Genomic DNA, 21,073 nt, shown 5'->3' on the forward strand with positions numbered 1-21,073 from the left:
TTACCTCCTTAAACTAATCCTTATCTACTGTTAAGTTAATACCAAATCTAAATTGGGGTAAATTAACTTGATTATCTGGTCTTATTCTATAGCTCTCTATCTGGCTCATACCATCTAATAACTCCTTAGCATCTTCTACACTCTTTCCAACTATCTTATCTATAATTATATCTGAATCAATATTACCTTGCACTAAACCAGTACTTTCAACTACAAACTCAACCCTTCCATCTTCAACTTTATCCACCCTTAAATCTCTAATGCTTATTTGAGGATTATTTAATATAAATTCACCTTTTAGCCCCTCATTATATAATTTAAATACTAAATCCTTTAATCCTTCTTTTTCTATAGCAAATCCATTAATTTTCACTTTTGATTCTACTACTAATTCATCTCTTATATCCCCAACTCTTCCTCTTGCATTAAAACTTTGACTGCTTACATTAAAATTATCTTTAAAGAATATTAATGAAGGGCCAAAGCTAGCAACTAATTTTTCTTCAGCCTCGGTTAATGATTCTCTTCTTGCTTTCTCTAACGCCCTTTCTAAATCCTCATCACTTACTACCCTTACCTTTCTATCTTCACCACCCCTTGTAGGCTCAGAATTAATTATTCTAACTGAGTAAGAGGAGTTAACAAACTCAGTTATCCTACCTGGACTCACATTAGCAACTGCCCCTTTCTCGACTGCTTCAATCTCAACTTCATTTCTTCCTGCCTCTATACCTATAACCACATCCATAAACCTCTCAACTCTTGCAGCAGGAACCACCACACCCCTTAAAGTTCTAAATCTAGTACCATTTCTAGTAGCAACTAATGTTCCTTTTGGTATACGAACTTCCTCCCTTTCATCATTAATAATAGTTATTATACCCCGAGCACTCTTATACCCAATCGTCCTAGCACCTGTAGTCTCAATAGATATATCCTTTCTAAAATTAACCTCTTGTTCTATAAGATCTATATTATTTAAACTTTTATCTTTAATCTCAGAATTATTGACAGCAATTATTTCACTTATTAAACTCATCTCCTTAGATACAGGAGCTACCTCCACCTCAATATTGGCCAAAGCAAAGTAGACCCAAGATAAAGTAGCCAATATAAAGAAAGCAAAAAAGAGTATAAGCTTATTTTTAAGCCTCCCTCCTCTTTTCTTTCTTTTTTTAGATCTTTTTTGAAACTTAGAACCCTTTAATTTATCTAAAGGAGTTTCTTTATTTTTACCCTCTTTATCCTGTTCTCTTAAACTTTCTGCTTTTATATCCTCTAATTTAGCATAAACTTTAAACCCAGCCTTTAATAATATATTTTCTATTTTTTTAATATTGGTTATAAAAATTAATTCTTTATTACACCTTTGACTATACTTTTTAATCAACTCAATATTAATCTGCCCTGAAAAGATAGGAGATTGTTTATGTATGATAATTATCAACCCATCTCCTTGCTCACCTTTAATTTTATTTAATAAAGCATTCAAAGGTTCATCAGGATCCATATATATTTTCTTATAACTCTCCATTCTTCTTCCCCCTTGTCCTATGAAAAATTACTTACTAGCTTGTCCCAGATACTATCATTTCTTACTTCCTCAATCCTAGTAGCTTGTAAAGCCAAACTCTTAGGTGTTACACTCTCAGCTCCAACTAAAAAGCTTAATTTATCTTTTATACCAACAATATCTTCAGCTGTTAATAGCCTAATCTCAGGCTTTTTAAAGAAAGGTAAACTCTCGTAAAGTTCTCTTCTAACCATACCATCAAAAAGATCAGTTAGAGCACTACCACCTCCACATAGATAAATTCTCTGTGGTAAAGCCTCTGATTTAGCTAATTTATTTAAAGCTACTTCTATGCCCTCATAAAGGAGTTCAAGGTCTGCTTTTAATGCATTTTTTATCTCCCCCCCAGTATCATCTATAATACCTTCAGAATAAGCTAACTTGAGAGCTTCTGCCCTATCTAATGATAAATTAAAACTCCTTGCAATGCTCTTAGTAAAATCCCTTCCTGCCATAGCAAACATCTTTGTACCTTCTATGCCTCCATTTCTAATCAAAGCTATATCAGTAGTCCCACCACCAATATCTATAACAATAGCCCCAAACTCATATGCTTCATTGCTCATAATACTCTTAGCAATAGAGAAGGGCTCTGCAATTATACCAACTAACTTATAACCCAACCTTAAAGCAATAGTCTCTAAAGCACCAACATGAACTAAGGGAGCAAAGGTATTAAATACACTAACCTCCAGATTCTTTCCTTGAAAATCCTCCGGGTTGCTTACTTTATATCCATCTACTTTCATCTCTACTATTGAAGAGTTTACTAATTCAACCCTTACATCATCTAATCCCATATCAACTAGAAGCTCATCTTGAGCCTTAGATAAAGCTTCATTTTGAGCTCTTTTAACTAGGTTATCAATCTCCTTCCTTTTTAACTTCTTCTTAGGAAAAGATCTCTGTTCACTTAAATGAGTTATAACCCCTTTAACAAATTCACCTGCTATACCCATAACTATCTCTTTAGGATTAACCTCTGCCATCTCCTTTGCCTTCTCTATAGCCTCATAGCATACCTTTATTACCTCTTCAATATTAGAAATAGCTCCACCTTCCATATTATTATAATTTTGTTTAACCTTACCATATCCAATTATACTAGAATTATTCTCATTAAACCTTACTATAATTGCTTTTACATATTCAGTTCCAATATCTAAAGCAATTCTATATTGATATTCCAATTTTTTATCCTTTTTTAATATATTTTTTATTGGCTTAAGGATAAGAACCACCTCCCCTTGTTATTACATATTTATACATAAATGTATCAAATCCTCTTTTGTGTTATCTTTATTTTTCGATTACTAAATAAACAAGAACAAAGACAGGAAAGAACAAGAGGGTTGCTGCAGCTACAACACCAGAATCATTTACTATCATTGTGATAAGACTAGCAATAATAGCCCCTTTTAAACCAATCCCTAGGTTTGGATAGTCAAATAATATCTCTTCAATTCTTCCTTTAGGATTCTTTAACAATATAAATATTATAATAATAAAAGCGATTAAAACCTTTGTCCATATAGTCCACCTTAATAATTTAAGGTTCATACTAAACTTACGATAAATAATTACTAATATTTCTCCCAAACCACCACTTCTAATCTGTGATAGGGTTCTACCGATATGGCTTTGCTCACCAAAAAAGTTTATTATATCTAACGATATTATACTTAATACAATTATAGAAATTATAAATAAGAACTTTAAAACCAAGGTCAAATCCCATTGATATCCTTTTAACCAGAAATATATTAAAAGAAAAGCAGAGGTAGAAGTAAGCAAGCCACCAAAGTTGGCTCCAAATAAAGGATGACCAATTACGATACTAATTGATACTAGGATAATAGCAATTAACTTAATACTCAAATTGAAAAAATCCTTAACCATAGTTAAAGATACTATCGAAGAACCAATTAGAATTCCCATAAATTCATTTCCAATTCCATAATATCTAGCTCCAATAACTGGAGAATATCCCAAGATAGATGTTTTAATAAGATTAGAACCAAAGATTATATCAACTATCAATATAATAGTTATAGATAATGAAGAGATTAATAAAGGGGCCAACTTAGACTTAAAGTATCCTCTAGTTAAATAAGCTAAAAACCCAGTCAATAAAATCGATAATATCCCCATAATAAAAATATTATTCATAATATAAAAACTTGATAGCAAAAATAATAGAGGTATCCATAAAATCCCTATAATAAAACAACTGATATTTAATTTAATAAAATTTGGAAGCATACCATTAGCAATTAGCATAAGACCAACTAACGCTAACAGTATAATCTGTAATATAATAAAACCTTTTATCAATGTGGGCCTTAACCTAAAGGTTCTATTGACTAAATGACTTATTTCTTCTAAGTAATCTAAGCCCTTATCACTCTTTATATATCCTATTTTACTACCTGTAAAACTACTATTATCTTCTCCTAATAAATAACTATAAACTGTAGGGGAAATATCTAAGTTGCTTACAATTCCAGCTCTCTTAGTAGTAGGGGATCTTAAAAGCCCCCTCTCTATCTCTGGGCCAACTAAAGTAACAAATCCTAACCTATTTCCTTTTGCAATTGCTTGCTTTGATAAAGTTGGGGTTAAGACCATAATATAGTCCTTATTAAAATCTAACTCTTTAACTATATGACCTAAGAGACTGTCAACCCTTTTAATAGCTTTTACCTTCTCCTTATCAAATCTATCTTCCATAACTAAAGATTTTACTGATTCAACTCTAGAGGTATCTCCTGACTCAATTATTAAAAGATCACTCTTTGGTAGATAGTCATTATACCTTTTTAAAAGATAACTCTTGTTAGTTATATGAAGAGAGGGATGTTGATCAGATGATAATTTCATCATCTGACCAACATCCCCTTGATAAACTACTCCATCTTCATCTATTCCAATTAAAGTTGCACCTCTTCGCTTCTCATCTAAAAAATCTGCATTTCCTAAAACAGTTACTTTAAATCCAGATTCTTTTAACCTCTCACCTAGATTTCCTACCTTAGGTCTATAATCATTTCTCTTATTTAAAGCTACCAGGTTAGCGATATCTAAGTTTAAAACCTCTCCTTTTAAACTCCCCTTTAAAACTCTACTTAAATAGACCTGACTAGCTTTAAAACCTAAATAGTCTTCATCTTTATTAAAGCTCAAATGAGCCATCTTTCCAGCTAAAGCTCTATCACCACTACCAATTGTTAGGTAAGCATCCTCACTATCTAAACCTCCAGCTGTCCTTGTATTCATTAATGCTATTGATCCTTCATCTATCAAAATATCCAAATTAGGGGTCTCTACCTCCCTTAATTCAAAGATATCTACTCCATCCATTAAAAAGATTACAAATCTTCCTTCACTACTTTGAGCAAAAGCTGGATTTGAAATTATAATCACCAAAAATAATAGGAAAACAACTCTTTTCATTATATCACTCCAGGTTATTAATCAAGATAACTATTAACAAGCTCCTCAATTATTTCATCCCTTTCAAACCTTCTCATCTTACTTCGCGCATCTTGATGACTGGTAATATAAGCTGGATCTCCTGATAATATATACCCCACAATCTGATCAATAGGATTATAACCCTTTTCTTCTAAGGCACTATAAACCTCTTTAAGAATTTTAGCCACTTCACTATCATCATCCTTACCCATCCTAAACATCATTGTTTTATCAAAATTGCTCATTTTTTCACCTCTATATTAGTTAGTAGTTTTCCTATTATAACTATTCTTTATACATCTCTTTTCTCCTCTTAATTAAAAGAAATAAGCTCTTCAGCTTTTCTTAAAGCATCTTCTACCTTATCTACTTTAGTACCTCCAGCTTGAGCCATATTAGGGCGTCCACCACCCCCGCCTCCAGCTACTTTAGCTACTTGACCTATTATCTTACCAGCATGATAGCCTTCCTTAACAAGGTCATCACTTACAATTGCTACAAAGATAACCTTCTCCTTTAAGATTGAAGCTAAAACAATAATTCCAGAGTCTAATCTCTCCTTTAAGTTATCTCCCATTTTACGTAATCCATCTGCATCTAAACTATCAACGCTATGAATAATAGCTTGTACTCCATTTAAATCCTTAGCCTCTGATAATAAGTCTCCACTTTGTGAAGAAGCTAACTTATCCTTTAATCTGTTGATCTCTTTTTCTAAATCTTTTATTTTTCCTTGTAAACCTTCAACCTTTCCTTTTAACTCCTTAGGGTTGGCCCTTAAAGAATTACCTAACTCATCTATGATACCCTCTTGCTCTTTAATATAATCTAAAGCACCTCTACCAGTTACACCCTCTATTCTTCTAGTTCCCGCAGCAATTCCCGATTCATTTACTATCTTAAATAAACCAATCTCCCCAGTTCTTTGAACATGAGTACCACCACATAACTCTATACTATAATCACCAGCTGCAACAACTCTAACACCTTCACCATACTTTTCACCAAATAAAGCTGTAGCCCCTAGAGCCTTTGCTTCATCTAAAGTCATCTCTTTAATAGATAAAACTAAATTCTCTAACACCTTAGAATTAACCTTATCCTCAATCTTTTCTAATTCTTTTTTGCTTAAGGCTTCAAAATGAGAAAAGTCAAAACGTAACCTCTCAGAAGTTACTAAAGATCCAGCTTGGTTTATATGATCTCCTAGTAGATCTTTTAAAACCTTATGCAAAAGATGAGTGGCAGTATGATTTCTTGTTATATCTCTTCTTAAGACTTCATCGATTATAGCTTCAACCTCTAATCCTTCCACTAACTCTCCTTCTAACACTTCTACTTGATGAACTATAACCTCAGCAACCTCTTTAGTATCTAAAATCCTTACCTTTAAATTACCTTTACTTAAAACACCTTTATCACCAATCTGACCTCCACCCTCTGCATAAAAAGGTGTTTTATCTAATACTACTTTACCCTTTTCTCCACTTTTAATAACCTCTACCTTTTCACCCTCTTTTACTAAGGATACAACTTTAGCCTCAGCTTTCCTTTCTTGATATCCAATAAATTCTACGTTACCAACCTCTTTACGAATTTCTTTAAATAGCTCTACTTCGCTATGATCTTTATCATAATCTTCTCTAGCAGCTCTTGCTCTCTTTCTCTGCTCATCCATAGATTGAACAAAGCCTTTACTATCAATTTCAAAACCTCTCTCTAAAGCTATCTCTTCTGTTAACTCTTTAGGAAAGCCATAAGTATCGTATAATGCAAATACTTTATCTCCAGGGATTTCTGCTAAACCTTTTTCTTTTAACTCTGCAATTATATCCTCTAAAATATTCATCCCTTGTTCTAAAGTCTCTTGAAATCTCAACTCTTCTTGTCTAACGATTTTTTTAATCTGCCCTTCTTTATCCTTTAAACTTCCATAATAACCACCCATTACATCTACCACAACTGGGACCAGTTTATGCAAAAAAGGAGTCTCTAGACCTAAAACTTTAGCATATCGAACTGCTCTTCTTAATATTCTTCTAACAACATACCCTCTTCCTTCGTTAGATGGTAAGGCACCATCTGAAATAGCAAAGGATACTCCTCTAATATGATCAGCAATAACCTTGATAGCCATATCCGCCTCATCTGAATCACCATAATTGGCATCACAATTATTTGTAATAAAGTTGATCATCGGCATAAATAGATCAGTCTCAAAATTTGTTGGAGCATCTTGCAATAAAGAAACTAATCTCTCCAACCCACTTCCTGTATCTATATTTTTATTAGGCAAATCTAAGTATTCTCCATCTTCAGTCTTATTATACTGAGTAAATACCAAATTCCATATCTCTAAATAGCGATCACAATCACAACCTAATTTACAATCATCACCACAACCATAATCTACTCCTCTATCATAATGAATCTCTGAACAAGGTCCACAAGGGCCAGTCCCAATCTCCCAAAAATTTTCATCCTTACCCATTCTAACTATTTTCTCTTTATCTACTCCTACTTGATTATACCAAATATCAAAAGCTTCATCGTCCTCTTCATAAATAGATATCCACAATTTATCTCTATCTAATTCAAGCTCTTTAACTAAGAACTCATAAGCCCACTTAATAGTATCCTCCTTAAAGTAATCTCCAAAAGAAAAGTTACCTAACATTTCAAAGAAGGTATGATGTCTTGCAGTCTTTCCTACATTTTCAATATCATTTGTACGTATACACTTCTGTGAATTACTTACCCTTCTTTTTGGGGGAGTAGCGCTCCCATCAAAATATGCTTTAAAAGGTGCCATCCCTGCATTAATCCATAATAATGTTGGATCATCCTTAGGAATTAAAGATGCACTAGGTAATACTTTATGACCTTTACTTTCGAAAAATTCTAAAAACTTCTGCCTTATCTCACTGCTTTTCATTTCAAAACCCCCTAATTTATTAAAAAAGATACTTTAACTACTTTAAACTTTAAATTATATAATACTAAAAATGCTATCTATTGTCAACTGGGATGACTACTTCAAATAATAGATATATTAAAAACTCTTTAACTACAGCGGCAATTGGAATAGCAATCAACATTCCAACAATACCTAAAAGCTCTCCTCCAGCTAATAGAGCAAAAATTATAATAGTTGGATGTAAACCAACTCTATCCCCCATTATCTTTGGGGCAATAATACTACTTTCTAACTGTTGGATTAGAAAGAATACTAAAGCTACAATCAAACCTAACCTAAGGGAACTAAAAGAAGCTATTATAATTCCTGGCAATGATCCAATTATCGGGCCAAAGTAAGGAATCAGATTAAAGACTCCAAATAGTAGGCCAATAATCAAATAAAACTTTACTCCCAAAAAATATAAAGCAGCTGTTCCCATTAACCCTACTATTAAACTGACAGTTAGTTGCCCTTTAAAAAACCCAAAGATACTCTTATTTATTCTCGACAACAACCTTTCTACACCCTCACGGTCTTTTTGAGGTATTAGTGACCATAAGTTATCCTCAAAGTAATCTAAGTCTTTTAATATATAAAAAGATATTATAGGGGCTATTATCAAAGAAAACAGTCTAGAAAAGAGGCCAATAACTACTCCACTTGTCCTCTCTACAAGAATTAAAGCAACCTCCTCTGCACGATCAATAGTCCTATTAATTAAATTTGTTACTACTGGAGGAAGATTGACTTGCCTATACCTCCTATTAAGATCAATAATAATCTCTTCTAGATCTCTAGCATACCTAGGCAATCTATTAATAAGTAACTCCAACTCTTCAATTATTGCTGGTACAACTATAATAGACATAGTCACAATTAATAATATCAATAAAGAAAAGACAAAGATCAAAGCGATTAAACGGTTTATTCCATCCTCTACAAAGTCTTCAATTAAAGGATTTATTAAATATGCAAATAAGATAGCCAATATAAAGGGAAGTAAAATAATCCTAACCTGATATAACAAATAGAATATTAAAGCAATAATTAAAAAGAACATTACTCTCTTATCCTCTTGATTCAGCTTTATCACCCCAGACTTAGTTCTTTAGCTATCTTATTATGCCCAAGACAAGGAATGTTTATTAACCCACAAGGATAGAGAATCTAAAAGTGAAAATGTATAGTAATGTAGTTGCACTTTCGTGCAACTAGTAATGAATAATGAGCGATGAATAAGACTAAAATATTAAGAAATCTTCTGAACTCTAGGGAATAAAGGGATTTCTATTTTTAAGGTTTTACCCATTACTGATTACTCATCACTAATAAACTCATAGCTAAACATAAAAAAACAGGCTCTCGCCTGTTTTTTTATGTTCTATATGTCTCCATTAAATCTTTCATTAATTGAGTTGTAGTTGGAGGGGTATAAACGATAGCATTAGCGCCAGCATCTATAGTCTCTTCGATTATTTCATCTGTTGGCCCTCCTGTAGCTATAATAGGGACATCTGGATATCTATCTCTAATATACTTAATAACCTTTATTGTATCCTTTCCTGCACATACATTTAAAATATCGGCTCCATATTTTAATCTATCTTCTATCCAATCAGTTGATACAACAGATACTATAATCGGAATCTCAATAGCTTTTCTTACCGCCATTAAAGTCTCATTATCAATAGGAGCATTCAAGATAACACTTAAAACCCCTTGAAACTCTGCATCCAAAGCAACCTCAACTACCCTATCTCCTGTAGTAGTCCCTCCCCCAACACCAACCATTAAAGGCATATTAGCAACAGTAGCTAATGCATGTGACAGAATAGGCTGGGGAGTAAAAGGATAAACAGCCATTATAGCATCAGCATTATTATTTTTTATTACTACAACATCAGTGGTAAAAACAATGGATTTAATATAGCGACTTAATATATATATGCCACTAGCTTTTTGAATAACCTTAGGCACTTCAATACATTTGCTATATAAAGGTGTTTGAACCTTAATTACACTATTATTCATAGTATCACTCCCTCTTCTGCATTATCCCCTCCCCAAAGACGCCTTTTTCTAGTCCCACATAGACCTGTGGCACCTGACCAACGATAACAGCCTCAGTTAAAGGAATTTCTGTTCTCACTTCAATATCTGTACTCATCATAGGGACAACAACCTTAACCTTGGTTGCTACTTCTAAATAAATTTTATGCCTAGTCTGATTAATCCCTACAGAATGAAAATCATCTATTACATTACTTCTAATAGAACCATAAGGGAGAATGTTAGCTGTAATAGATGGACCAAACCTTGACAAAACTTCAATGCCAAAGACTTGAGAAACAGGAATCTCTATCTCTCTAACATTATTTATATCTTCTAATAGACTTTGAACTTCTAATGTTATGTTGGATGAAAGGTCATTGACGATCTGTAAATTAGGTTGCATCAATATTATATGTCCCTCATTATTTGTCTTAATATTTACAAGATCATGATACAAGAGGTTTTTAGTCTCCTTATTAATAGCTTCATTGATTATACCTGTTAACATTCCGGTAACATCATTTTCAGTAACATTATGCAAAATTGGCTGTAGAGTACTCTCTACGATTAGAATAAGTATAACCATTATTATTATTATTACTAAAGAAATAAATTTTATAAACTTTTTAAAAGAAGAAAACAAATTCACCACCCCCTACTATTATATTAGTTAGAAGGTGGTTCTGTGCATAATATTTAATTTAAAATTATCTTAGCAAACCTTCTTTTTCCAATACGAATAACCATACCATCAGTCACTTCTATATCTAAGTTCACCTTATCTTGCTTTTGATCATCAATTTTAACGGCTCCCTGTTTAATCATTCTACGACCTTGACTATTACTATCTACAAGACCTGTAGCGGCTACCAAATTAACTATCCACATCTTGCCGTCCTCTAGATTATCTTTACTTATCTCAACTTCAGGTATATCATCAGGTAAATCTCCCTTTTTAAATACCTTTTCGAATTGACTTTGAGCTTTAACAGCTTCTTCTTCATTATAATACTTTGTGACTATCTCTCTAGCCAACCTCTTCTTTAACTTCATTGGGTGAAGTTGGCCCTGCTCTAAGCCTTCTTTAATATTCTCTAACTCTTCCATAGTTATATCAGTTAAAAGTTCAAAATATCGAGTAATAAGCTCATCTGGCATTGACATAGTTTTTCCAAAGATCTCACTAGCTTCTTCATCAATACCAATATAATTACCTTTACTCTTACTCATCTTATCCACACCATCTAACCCTTCTAATAAAGGCATCATTATAACAACCTGTGGATTTTGCCCATACTCTTTTTGTAAATTTCTGCCTGCCAAAAGATTGAATCTCTGATCTGTACCTCCAAGTTCAACATCCGCTTCAATAGCTACTGAATCATAACCTTGTAAGATCGGATAGAAAAACTCATGAATACTAATAGGTTGATTATTTTGGTAACGTTTTGAAAAGTCTTCCCTTTCCAGCATACGAGCTACAGTATAATTAGATGATAATTGAATTGCATCACTAAAGCTCATATTACAAAACCAATCATTATTAAATACAACCGTAGTCTTATCTTGATCTAATATCTTAAATATCTGCTCTTTATAAGTTCTTGCATTCTCCTTTACTTCTTCTTCAGTAAGCTGTACTCTAGCTTTTAACTTCCCTGTTGGATCGCCAATTCTACCTGTAAAGTCTCCAATTAATAAATATATTTCATGTCCTAGATCTTGAAACTGCTTTAATTTCTGTAATACAACAGTATGACCTAAGTGAATATCTGGTGCTGTTGGATCTAAACCTAACTTTATTTTTAATGGTCTCCCCTCTTTAAGCTTTTTAACCAATTCTTCCTCCCCAATAAGATCAGATACTCCTCTTTTTATTATTTCTAACTGCTCATTAATTTCCATCGCCTAACCCCTCCACAATTATAATAGTTTTTAAATTTCATTATATATCAAGTTTAACTATATGTATTGATACTGTATGGTAATATAGTTGCACTTTGTGCAACTGGTAATCAGTGATCAGTAAAGAGTAATCAGTAAGATCAAAACCTAAGAATAAAGAATTTCTGGGCTTTTAAAGTTTTACTCATTACCCATTACTGATTACTCATCACTAGTAATAAAGATTCTTAACTTATTAAACTTCTTAATAGAACACCTCTAAATCAACTGCTTGTATTATACCATATCTATTTAACAATATCAATTATGGAAAATTTAACTATTAACGTATTATATTCAATGAAAAAGGGAATTTACTATGTATAACGTTTATTTTATGTTATAATAATTAATAGAATTCATATTTTTAGATCATTTCGATTCTTAATTTTATTAAATTCTACGAAAGGAGATCATTAAATTGGCAAATAAAAAACAACAAAAAACACAATTAATAATAGTATCAATTATTTTAGTCTTTGCTATATCAATGGGTGTAATAATCGGTGGAGTTGCTTGGATAATCAAACAAAGCCCTGATATTTCTGATTATGGTCAATGGAAGACAAATGAAAGTACCATAATCTATGCATCCAATGGGGAAATCTTAACCAGACTATATCAGCAAGATAGAATATATGTTCCTATAGATAATATCCCCGATCATTTAAAAAATGCAGTCATAGCTATGGAAGATGAGAGGTTTTTCCAACATCATGGTGTTGATATACGAGGGATTATGAGGGCTATTACTGTTAATATTCAAAATATGGGTAAAGTTGAAGGTGCTAGTACAATCACCCAACAATTAGCCAAGAATGCTTTGTTGACTCACGAAAAACTCTTCTCAAGAAAGATACAAGAAATGTATATTGCTATGCAATTTGAGAGAATGTATACCAAAACAGAGATTTTAGAATTTTATTTGAATGAAGTATTTCTAGGTCATAGTGCCTATGGAGTAGAGAGTGCTGCTCGTCTATATTTTAATAAGAGTGTAGAAGATCTGACATTATCGGAATCAGCTCTTATTGTTGGTTTACTACCAGCACCAAATGCTTATTCGCCTTATAGAAATCTAGACCTTGCAACAAGAAGGCGTAATATTGTCTTAAACAAAATGGTAGAACTTGACTATATTACTGAAGGTGAAGCTAATGAAGCAAGATCTGAAGAAATTAACTTAGAGAGGGGTAGAGAAGATAATGATAATATAGCCCCTTATTTTGTTGAACACATTCGACGACAAATCATAGATATGTTTGGCTCTAAAATGGTTTATACTGGAGGCCTAAAGGTTCATACTACCTTAGATTTAGATATGCAAAAGAAAGCTAATCAAGCTATAGAAGAAGCTTTGGACTCTTATATTCCTACTGTAGATAGAACTGCTGGTGAAGGAAAGGAGCAGCCTCAATTAGCTGTAGTAACTACTGATCCACATACCGGTCATATTAAAGCTATGGTCGGTGGAAGAGGTGATGACAAGTTCAATAGAGTTACTCAAGCTAGACGTCAGCCTGGTTCTGCCTTTAAACCCTTTGTGTATGCAACTGCTGCAGAAAAGGGATGGGGAACTGGATCGATAATTGATGATATTCCCAAAGAATATAGAACTACACTAGTTAATGAAGAAGAAGTTGGTGGTGATGTTGATGATGAAGTTGATGAAGACAGTGCAACAGATGAAGGCGTTTGGATTCCAAGAAACTATAATGATCAATATTCTGGGCCAACTACCTTAAGAGAAGCCTTGGCAAGATCTTTAAATGTTCCTGCAGTTAAACTACTTGATGAAGTTGGTATTAATAATACAATGAATACTGCTAGAAGAATGGGAATAGATAATTTAACACAAGATGATAGGAACTTGGCCCTAGCCTTAGGTGGTCTAACTAGAGGTGTAACACCTCTAGAGATGACAACCGCTTATGGTTCTTTAGCAACTGGTGGAATAAAGTCTCAACCTATTGCTATCACAGAAGTTCTTGATAATAATAATAATGTTATCTGGTCTAACGAGAGTAGAAGAGATATAGTTCTTGATGAATCAGAAGCTTATCTTGTTACTGATATGTTACAAAGTGCTGTGTCTAATCGTACTGAAAGATGGGGATGGGGAGGAACTGGATGGCGAGCAAACCTTGGCATCCCTGCTGCTGGTAAGACTGGTACAACTACAAACTATACCGATGCTTGGTTTGTAGGATATACACCTGATCTTGTAACTACTATTTGGTTAGGTGAGGATTCCCCAACTAGAATGGAGTATGAAAATGAAGATGGAGGAAGTACTATTGTATCTAGTGGTACTGCAGCTAGATTATGGGGTGACTATATGAGAGAAGTTGTTAGAGGTAGACCTGTAAATGACTTTGAAAGACCTAATAATATAGTTAGACAAGAGGTATCTACAAGAAGTGGTAAACTGCCTAACCCCTATACACCACAAAATAGAATCAGTGAAGAACTTTATATCAGAGGAAGCGAACCTACAGAGCTAGATGACTACTTTAAAGAGACTGCTTCAATGGAGGTTGACAAGGAAACTGGAATGATAGCTACAGAGTATTGTCCAGAAGAAAAAATCACAACAATTGAGTATCAAGTAGAGACTGGCATAATAGTAGACGAAAATAAAGATCCAATCAGAAAACTTGACGATAGAAAGGTTCCATTAACAGATGATCTAGGCAACTTCATCTATGAAACTATTCCTGATGAAGAATGTAATGTTCATCCACCTGAAGAAGACGAAGAGGAAGAAGATGTAAGAGATAAGATCTTAGACTTCTTCAATATATTACGAGGTAGATAATTATAATAAGAAAAAGGCTGGTATCATTAATGATACCAGCCTTTTTCTTATACTTTTAAAGGTTAACAATAGTAACTCCCATCCCACCTTCTCTAGGCCTTCCTAATCTATATTCTCTTATACCTCTGTGCTTATCTAAGACTTGATGAACCATCTTTCTTACCTTACCAGTTCCCTTTCCATGAACAATCTCTAGTTGATTTAAGTTTGCTAAGCTAGCATCATCTAAATACTTCTCTAACTTATGCTTTGCCTCTAAGACTCTCATACCCCGTAGATCCAATTTACTTGAGATATTTCTTATCTTAGCTCCTTTTATTTTGCTTATATTGGTCTTTTGATATTCTTCTTCATAACCACCATCTATCTTCTCTAAGTCCCTTAAATCAATATTAACCTTCATTATTCCAGCTTGAATAAGACCTTCTCCTTTATCTTCAAATAAATCTAAAACTTCCCCTTTCTTATTCAAACTCTTAATTTTCACCTTATCTCCTATCTTTAATTTCGGAGCCTTCTTTTTACTCATAGACTCCTCAATCAAGTCCTCCTTATCACCTAATATATCTTTTCTTTCTTCTCTAAGAGACCTTCTTGCCTCTTCTATCTCTTTATCAGATAATTTCTTCTTCTCTTTTAAATCTTTGATTATATTCTCTGCTCTTTTTTGGGCCCTCTTTACTATCTTGTTTGCCTCTCTATAAGCTTCACTTAACTCTCTTTCTTTTTTTTGTTCAAAATCTTTTAATTTTTCGTTATATTCCTCTTTTAACCTCTTTAGCTCTCTACTACTCTCTTTTGCTTCTTCCTTCTTATTACTATATTCTTGCTTATCCTTCTCTATCTCTCTTATAACCTTATCAAGTTCTATATCATCATCAGTTAAAAGTCCTTTAGCTTTATCAATAATATCTTCCCTTAGACCTAATCTCCTAGAGATTTCAAAAGCATTACTTCTACCTGGTAGCCCCATCTGCAACCTATAGGTAGGCTGCAAGCTTTTTACATCAAACTCTACAGAAGCATTCTCAACGCCTTTCTTGCCATAAGCATAGGTCTTAAGCTCACTATAATGAGTTGTAGCTATAGTCTTACTTCCTTTGTTATGGAGGTGATCTAATAAAGCCATAGCTAAGGCCGCACCTTCAGCCGGATCAGTTCCTGCCCCTAACTCATCAAGCAATATTAACGATCCTTCATTAGCCTTCTTAACTATTTTAATTATCTGAGTCATATGTGAAGAGAAGGTACTTAAGCTCTGCTCAATACTCTGTTCATCACCTATATCACTATAAACATCCTTGTATATCCCAAGCTTAGAACCAGATAAAGCAGGTATATGCAATCCTGATTGTCCCATTAAAGTCAAAAGACCTACTGTCTTTAAGGTAACAGTCTTACCACCTGTATTTGGCCCTGTTATCACTAAGGTACTAAATTCTTCTCCTAAGCTAATATCTGTTGGCACTACATCACCATCTAATAAGGGATGACGAGCTTTTATAAGCTTAGTCTTTCCTTCTTGATCTAGTAAAGGTTCTGAGGCATTTATCTCTATACTATACTTTGCTTTAGCAAAGATAAAGTCTAAAATAGCTAGTATCTGTACAGTACCCTTTATCTGATCTACTTTCTTCATTACCTTAGAGGATAGTTCCTTTAATATTCTATATATCTCTGCCTCTTCTTCAGATACAAGCCTTCGTAAATTATTGTTCATCTTTACTATTGGCATAGGCTCTATGAACAAAGTCTGCCCACTAGATGATTGGTCATGGACAATGCCAGGAAAATTACTTCCATATTCAGCCTTGATAGGAACAACATATCTATCATCTCTAATGGTAACAACCGACTCTTGAATATACTTTTGGTAGCGTCTAGAGTTAATAATCGATTTTAGTTTATCCTTAATACCATCACTTAACCTTCTCATATTCCTTCTAATATCTCGCAACTTAGGACTAGCAGAATCTTTAACTCGGCCTTGCTGATCTATAGCCCCTTTAATACTTCTCTCTAAATCTTTGAATAAGGTTATAGATCTGGCTAACTCTATTATTCTATAAAAATTATTATCTTGATCATCTATATTTAAAAAGAAACTATTTAATCTATGGCCGGTTATTAAAGTCTTTAAGATATTTAATAGCTCTTCTTCCCTTAAGACCATACCCTTTTGAGCTCTACTTAGAGATGACCTTATATCATAAATTGCTCCAAAGGGAGGTCTTTCTTTTCTAGTTAATATCATTTTAGCCTGGCTAACCTCTTCTTGCCTATCCTTAATATAATTAATATCACCTTTGGGTTCTAAATCATCAATAAATTTTTCCGTTAATTCTGATGTAATATGCTCTTTAAGTTGGTCCTTTATTTTATCAAACTCTAAAACCTTTAATGCATGCTTATCCATTAACTATACAATCCCCCTATAATCTAAAGTATAACCTTATTAATTAAATCCTTCTCTATTAATTCATTATACTCGCCTCTTCTATATTTATCTATTACTTCTTCTCTTTCTTCTTCAGTAAGCCTATCTAAGGTCTCACTTATTTCTTTTGGAAATTCTATAAATCTTCCTTCTAATTTCTCTTTGTTATCAATTTTTATAACAGTAGGTATTCTAGCTATTCCAACATAATCTTTCATAGCCTTCTCATTTCCCTCTCTAGGATATATTGAAATCTCAATATTATCATTGATCTCTTCAATCTTTTTTAAGTAAGGCATTACTATTCTACAATCTGGACAGTATATCTCAGAAAAAACTATTAATTCAACAGCTCTTTCAACCTTCATTATTATATCTTTACTAGCATCAAATAGATCTATATTATATAATTTTAATTGTTCTTCTCTAAACTCCTCATTAGAAGAATTTAAGAACTGTCTAAAGTTCATCTTCCCCTTTAAGTCTATCATAACCACCCTCCTAAGGTTTTTAATATATTACAATCATTATATCATAAACAAAGACCTTTAATCTAGTGATTAAAGGTCTTTGAATAATTTATCGGCTAACTCTAATTAAACCAGAACAAGGTAGAACTTCTACTCCTTCTTCTGCTAACTTATCGGCAAAAAGATTCATTCCAATAGAGTCACTAGCAATATGACCGGCTATAACTACATTAATATGGTTCTCTTCTGCTTTCTTACGATGTTCTTCACCGATATGCATACATACAAGAGTACCCACTCCAGCTTGAGAAAGTTTTTCAAATGCCTTCTTAGATCCTCCAGTTCCTCCAGTCATCTCTACTACAACCTTGCCTGCTCTTCTATCTTTGGACCCAACTACAATTGTTGGCCCTGCCTTTAACTTAGTTGCTTCTTTATATTCAGGAATTTCTTTTAATAGATCTATCACATCACCTACTGTATCTATCTGGGCATTATCAACCTTATTTTGCAAGAAATCTACAACTAAATTATCTGCTGGAGTATGAACTGACATTAATGGTATATCTAAAATGCTTGCAGCATCACAAGCTTTGTTGTGATTGATTGGCATTATACCCCTTTTAACTCGGCTTATTCTCTTAGACATAATCCCTTCAGCCACATTAATTGGCACTCCTAAGTCATGCAAAATATCTTCTTGCATATGCATAACATCATGCAAAGCAGCTAATGCTTTACCTTCAGGATGATGAGCAATTATTGCATCTACCCCATCTCCTTTTTCACTCAATCTATCTGCAAGTAAAACCTCACTAGTATCTATATCAATTCCCATTAATACTCTCTTAATTTTCTTTTCCTTGTCTCCTGTTAAAATTCTTGTGTCAGAATAAGGGTTCTCTAAACTATCCATATCAAAAAATTCTTTCTCTTCATCGTTTAGTTTATCAAACTTATCTTTACTTTTTTCCAATACCCTTTCAACCTTTTCTTTACCTCTTGGATCTACAGATATTCCTAATTTTACTGCTAATTGATAAACATCATTTAAATTCATTACTCTTCCCCCAATTACAATTAATTTTATTTATCTAAAAGCTTAACATAGTAGCTTTTAGGCTTTATAAGTTGATTCTTAATAAATAATTTTCTCAATCAATAGTAGAACTTTCTTTTATAATAAAAAAATTGTATGTAAATAATTCTACCACCTAGAAAGCTCACTTAATCGCTCTTCAACAAAAGGATTTAATATAAGTAGTTTGGAAGCAAGATACGATTGTTCAATAATCTCTTCAATAAAATGAATAGGAAGCCTAGACAAGACCAGTACAACGATATAAACAATTAATAGACCTTTTATGAAACCAAAAATAAATCCACTAAATCTATCAATTGAAGATAATAACATAAAACTAGCCATCTTGCTTAAAATATATCCTAGATAATTTATAATAATTGCTACAGTAAAAATGATTAAAACAAAAGCAATAACATCTCCTAAATCTTTAGAGATTTCAAATTTTTCAATTAAAGTTTTAGATAATGTTAAATACTGTTCATTTGCTATATAGATACTTATTATTATAGCTATAATAGCTGTTAATTGTCTAATAAGCCCTCGTCTATATCCTTTAATCATAAATATAGCAATAACAACAACAATAATAATATCCAAAATACTAATTCCCACTTATCCTAGCTCTCCCTTCTCAATTAATTCTAAGAATTCATCATAATCATCCTTTATCTCTTGATATTTCTTTTTTAATCTATTATTTTCTGAGATTAATTTCTTAGAACTATTCTCTAGTTTCTTATTATCGTCCATTACTTTCTCATTTTCTTTTTGCACTTTATATAATTTATCAGCTAAGTTCATTGCTCCTAATAATATAACCCTATTCCTAGGTGTCGATGGAGCATTCTCTTTAATCTCTTGCATATGTTCATCTACAAAAGCTGCAATATTAATAATATATTCAGAAGACTCATCAGCTTTTATATTATACTCTTCGCCCAATATTTCAACTTTAACTTGAGATTTATCTTGTGAATTTTTCTTATCCACATCTATTACCTCCAACGAGTTTTTATAGTTTATGCCAAATACTCAATATATATATTCGCCATAATAATATAAAACTCCTTCCCATATATTAGAAAAACCTTGTTATCTTAAGATAACAAGGTTTTTATTTTTTTAATTTAAATAAAAATGGAGCGAAAGACGAGATTCGAACTCGCGACCTTCTCGTTGGCAACGAGATGCTCTACCAGCTGAGCTACTTTCGCATAAATGGTGGAGGGGAGAGGATTTGAACCTCTGAAGGCTTCGCCGGCAGATTTACAGTCTGCTCCCTTTGACCACTCGGGAACCCCTCCGTATTATATTTAGCTATATGCCTTGTGCTTAAGATCTTTAAATCTTTAGCTCACAACTCACAACTATATGGTACCCCTCAATGTTTTAACAAACAAAAACATCTTATGGTATCGTAACTCCATACTTTCTTTGTAATATAATAATTTAATATTACCCTTTAACTCCAATGAAATTATTTGGTACCCTTTCAAGGATTTAAAATTCAAAATCCCTTTATGGTGTAGAAACTATAAATTTTTTTGAAAGATAATCATCAATGTTAATGTTTTAATCATTTCGAAAATATATGGTACCCCCAAGGGGATTCGAACCCCTGCCGCTGAGATGAAAACCCAGTATCCTAGGCCACTAGACGATGGGGGCAGGATACCAATTGATAATTGATATTTTTCAATTGATAGTTAAAATCTTAAAAGTTCTTGACTTTAACTGTCAATTATCAATTTTCAATTGTCAACTTATTTATGGCTGGGATGGCTGGATTCGAACCAGCGAATGCAGGAGTCAAAGTCCTGTGCCTTACCGCTTGGCGACATCCCAACATTAGCCTTCAGCTATGAGCTTTCAGCTTTCAGCCAAGAACTTAAAAAATTAAGACCTTAGCTGATAGCTGACTGCTGACAACTGATAGCTAATTACCTTCTGGCAATGACCTACGCTCCCACAAGGTTGCCCCTGCAGTACTATCGGCGCTGGAGGACTTAACTGCTGTGTTCGAAATGGGAACAGGTGTTGCCCCTCCGCAATTATCACCAGAATTATATTTATTTTGTTAGTACAAAAGTATTTGCAACATCTAATATAATATATCTTTTATTATTAAATGTCAATACTATTTTTATACTTTCAAAAACTGCACAAATAGATTACCTTTTTATCTAGATTAAGCCCTCGATCTATTAGTACCAGTCAGCTAAAAGTATTACTACTCTTACACCTCTGGCCTATCTACCTGAT

At 33.0% G+C, this 21,073-nt stretch carries 15 protein-coding genes, 4 tRNA genes and 2 rRNA genes; 1 reads left to right on the forward strand and 20 read right to left on the reverse strand.

The window, feature by feature from the left end; genetic code table 11:
* Window positions 1-13: 13 nt before the first annotated feature.
* The 9 genes from HALSAC_RS0110155 to tyrS all read right to left on the reverse strand — a co-directional run bounded on the left by HALSAC_RS0110155 (window position 14) and on the right by tyrS (window position 11,963).
* Window positions 14-1,534: a baseplate J/gp47 family protein gene (locus HALSAC_RS0110155; RefSeq protein WP_027340184.1), complete on the reverse strand. Its 1,521-nt coding sequence runs from the start codon at window positions 1,532-1,534 to the stop codon at window positions 14-16.
* Window positions 1,535-1,551: 17 nt separating this feature from the next.
* The gene (locus tag HALSAC_RS0110160; RefSeq protein WP_245579460.1) at window positions 1,552-2,763 is read right to left on the reverse strand and encodes a cell division FtsA domain-containing protein; all 1,212 of its coding nucleotides are present in this window, start codon (window positions 2,761-2,763) and stop codon (window positions 1,552-1,554) included.
* Between the two features lie 109 nt (window positions 2,764-2,872).
* Window positions 2,873-5,026: a hypothetical protein gene (locus HALSAC_RS0110165; protein WP_027340186.1), complete on the reverse strand. Its 2,154-nt coding sequence runs from the start codon at window positions 5,024-5,026 to the stop codon at window positions 2,873-2,875.
* A 17-nt stretch (window positions 5,027-5,043) separates the two neighbouring features.
* A complete protein-coding gene (locus HALSAC_RS0110170; protein ID WP_027340187.1) occupies window positions 5,044-5,292 on the reverse strand; it encodes an IreB family regulatory phosphoprotein in 249 nt (82 codons plus the stop codon).
* Between the two features lie 68 nt (window positions 5,293-5,360).
* The gene (gene alaS, locus HALSAC_RS0110175) at window positions 5,361-7,982 is read right to left on the reverse strand and encodes an alanine--tRNA ligase (protein ID WP_027340188.1); all 2,622 of its coding nucleotides are present in this window, start codon (window positions 7,980-7,982) and stop codon (window positions 5,361-5,363) included.
* Window positions 7,983-8,055: 73 nt separating this feature from the next.
* Window positions 8,056-9,099 (reverse strand): AI-2E family transporter, encoded by a 1,044-nt coding sequence (locus HALSAC_RS0110180; RefSeq protein ID WP_027340189.1) that lies wholly within the window; start codon window positions 9,097-9,099, stop codon window positions 8,056-8,058.
* A 281-nt stretch (window positions 9,100-9,380) separates the two neighbouring features.
* Window positions 9,381-10,037, reverse strand: a complete 657-nt coding sequence (locus HALSAC_RS0110185) for a beta/alpha barrel domain-containing protein (protein WP_027340190.1) — start codon at window positions 10,035-10,037, stop codon at window positions 9,381-9,383.
* 4 nt (window positions 10,038-10,041) lie between these two features.
* The gene (yunB, locus tag HALSAC_RS0110190) at window positions 10,042-10,707 is read right to left on the reverse strand and encodes a sporulation protein YunB (protein WP_245579461.1); all 666 of its coding nucleotides are present in this window, start codon (window positions 10,705-10,707) and stop codon (window positions 10,042-10,044) included.
* Window positions 10,708-10,754: 47 nt separating this feature from the next.
* The gene (gene tyrS, locus HALSAC_RS0110195) at window positions 10,755-11,963 is read right to left on the reverse strand and encodes a tyrosine--tRNA ligase (RefSeq protein WP_027340192.1); all 1,209 of its coding nucleotides are present in this window, start codon (window positions 11,961-11,963) and stop codon (window positions 10,755-10,757) included.
* A gap of 460 nt (window positions 11,964-12,423) precedes the next feature.
* Between tyrS and HALSAC_RS0110200 the strand changes: the two genes are divergently transcribed.
* Entirely contained in the window at window positions 12,424-14,820 is a 2,397-nt protein-coding gene (locus tag HALSAC_RS0110200) for a transglycosylase domain-containing protein (RefSeq protein WP_027340193.1), read from the forward strand.
* A gap of 55 nt (window positions 14,821-14,875) precedes the next feature.
* Here the strand turns inward: HALSAC_RS0110200 and HALSAC_RS0110205 are convergent, their stop codons facing one another.
* The 11 genes from HALSAC_RS0110205 to HALSAC_RS0110255 all read right to left on the reverse strand — a co-directional run.
* The gene (locus HALSAC_RS0110205; protein ID WP_027340194.1) at window positions 14,876-17,236 is read right to left on the reverse strand and encodes an endonuclease MutS2; all 2,361 of its coding nucleotides are present in this window, start codon (window positions 17,234-17,236) and stop codon (window positions 14,876-14,878) included.
* Between the two features lie 23 nt (window positions 17,237-17,259).
* Window positions 17,260-17,748 carry a thioredoxin family protein gene (locus tag HALSAC_RS0110210; protein ID WP_027340195.1) on the reverse strand — a complete coding sequence of 163 codons (489 nt, stop codon included), beginning with the start codon at window positions 17,746-17,748 and terminating at the stop codon, window positions 17,260-17,262.
* 88 nt (window positions 17,749-17,836) lie between these two features.
* The gene (locus tag HALSAC_RS0110215) at window positions 17,837-18,787 is read right to left on the reverse strand and encodes a Nif3-like dinuclear metal center hexameric protein (protein ID WP_027340196.1); all 951 of its coding nucleotides are present in this window, start codon (window positions 18,785-18,787) and stop codon (window positions 17,837-17,839) included.
* Window positions 18,788-18,934: 147 nt separating this feature from the next.
* Complete coding sequence (locus HALSAC_RS0110220) at window positions 18,935-19,408, reverse strand: CvpA family protein (RefSeq protein WP_211231335.1); 474 nt, start codon at window positions 19,406-19,408, stop codon at window positions 18,935-18,937.
* A gap of 15 nt (window positions 19,409-19,423) precedes the next feature.
* Window positions 19,424-19,801: a cell division protein ZapA gene (locus HALSAC_RS0110225; protein ID WP_027340198.1), complete on the reverse strand. Its 378-nt coding sequence runs from the start codon at window positions 19,799-19,801 to the stop codon at window positions 19,424-19,426.
* Between the two features lie 148 nt (window positions 19,802-19,949).
* Window positions 19,950-20,025 (reverse strand) — tRNA-Gly (locus HALSAC_RS0110230).
* A 5-nt stretch (window positions 20,026-20,030) separates the two neighbouring features.
* Window positions 20,031-20,115, reverse strand: a tRNA-Tyr gene (locus HALSAC_RS0110235).
* A gap of 288 nt (window positions 20,116-20,403) precedes the next feature.
* Window positions 20,404-20,479 (reverse strand) — tRNA-Glu (locus tag HALSAC_RS0110240).
* A gap of 102 nt (window positions 20,480-20,581) precedes the next feature.
* Window positions 20,582-20,656: transfer RNA gene (locus tag HALSAC_RS0110245), tRNA-Gln, on the reverse strand.
* A gap of 100 nt (window positions 20,657-20,756) precedes the next feature.
* Window positions 20,757-20,873, reverse strand: a 5S ribosomal RNA gene (rrf, locus tag HALSAC_RS0110250).
* A 122-nt stretch (window positions 20,874-20,995) separates the two neighbouring features.
* Window positions 20,996-21,073 (reverse strand): 23S ribosomal RNA (locus HALSAC_RS0110255); the annotation flags it as partial.

This window comes from Halonatronum saccharophilum DSM 13868 (assembly GCF_000517025.1).
Lineage (GTDB): Bacteria > Bacillota > Halanaerobiia > Halobacteroidales > Halobacteroidaceae > Halonatronum > Halonatronum saccharophilum.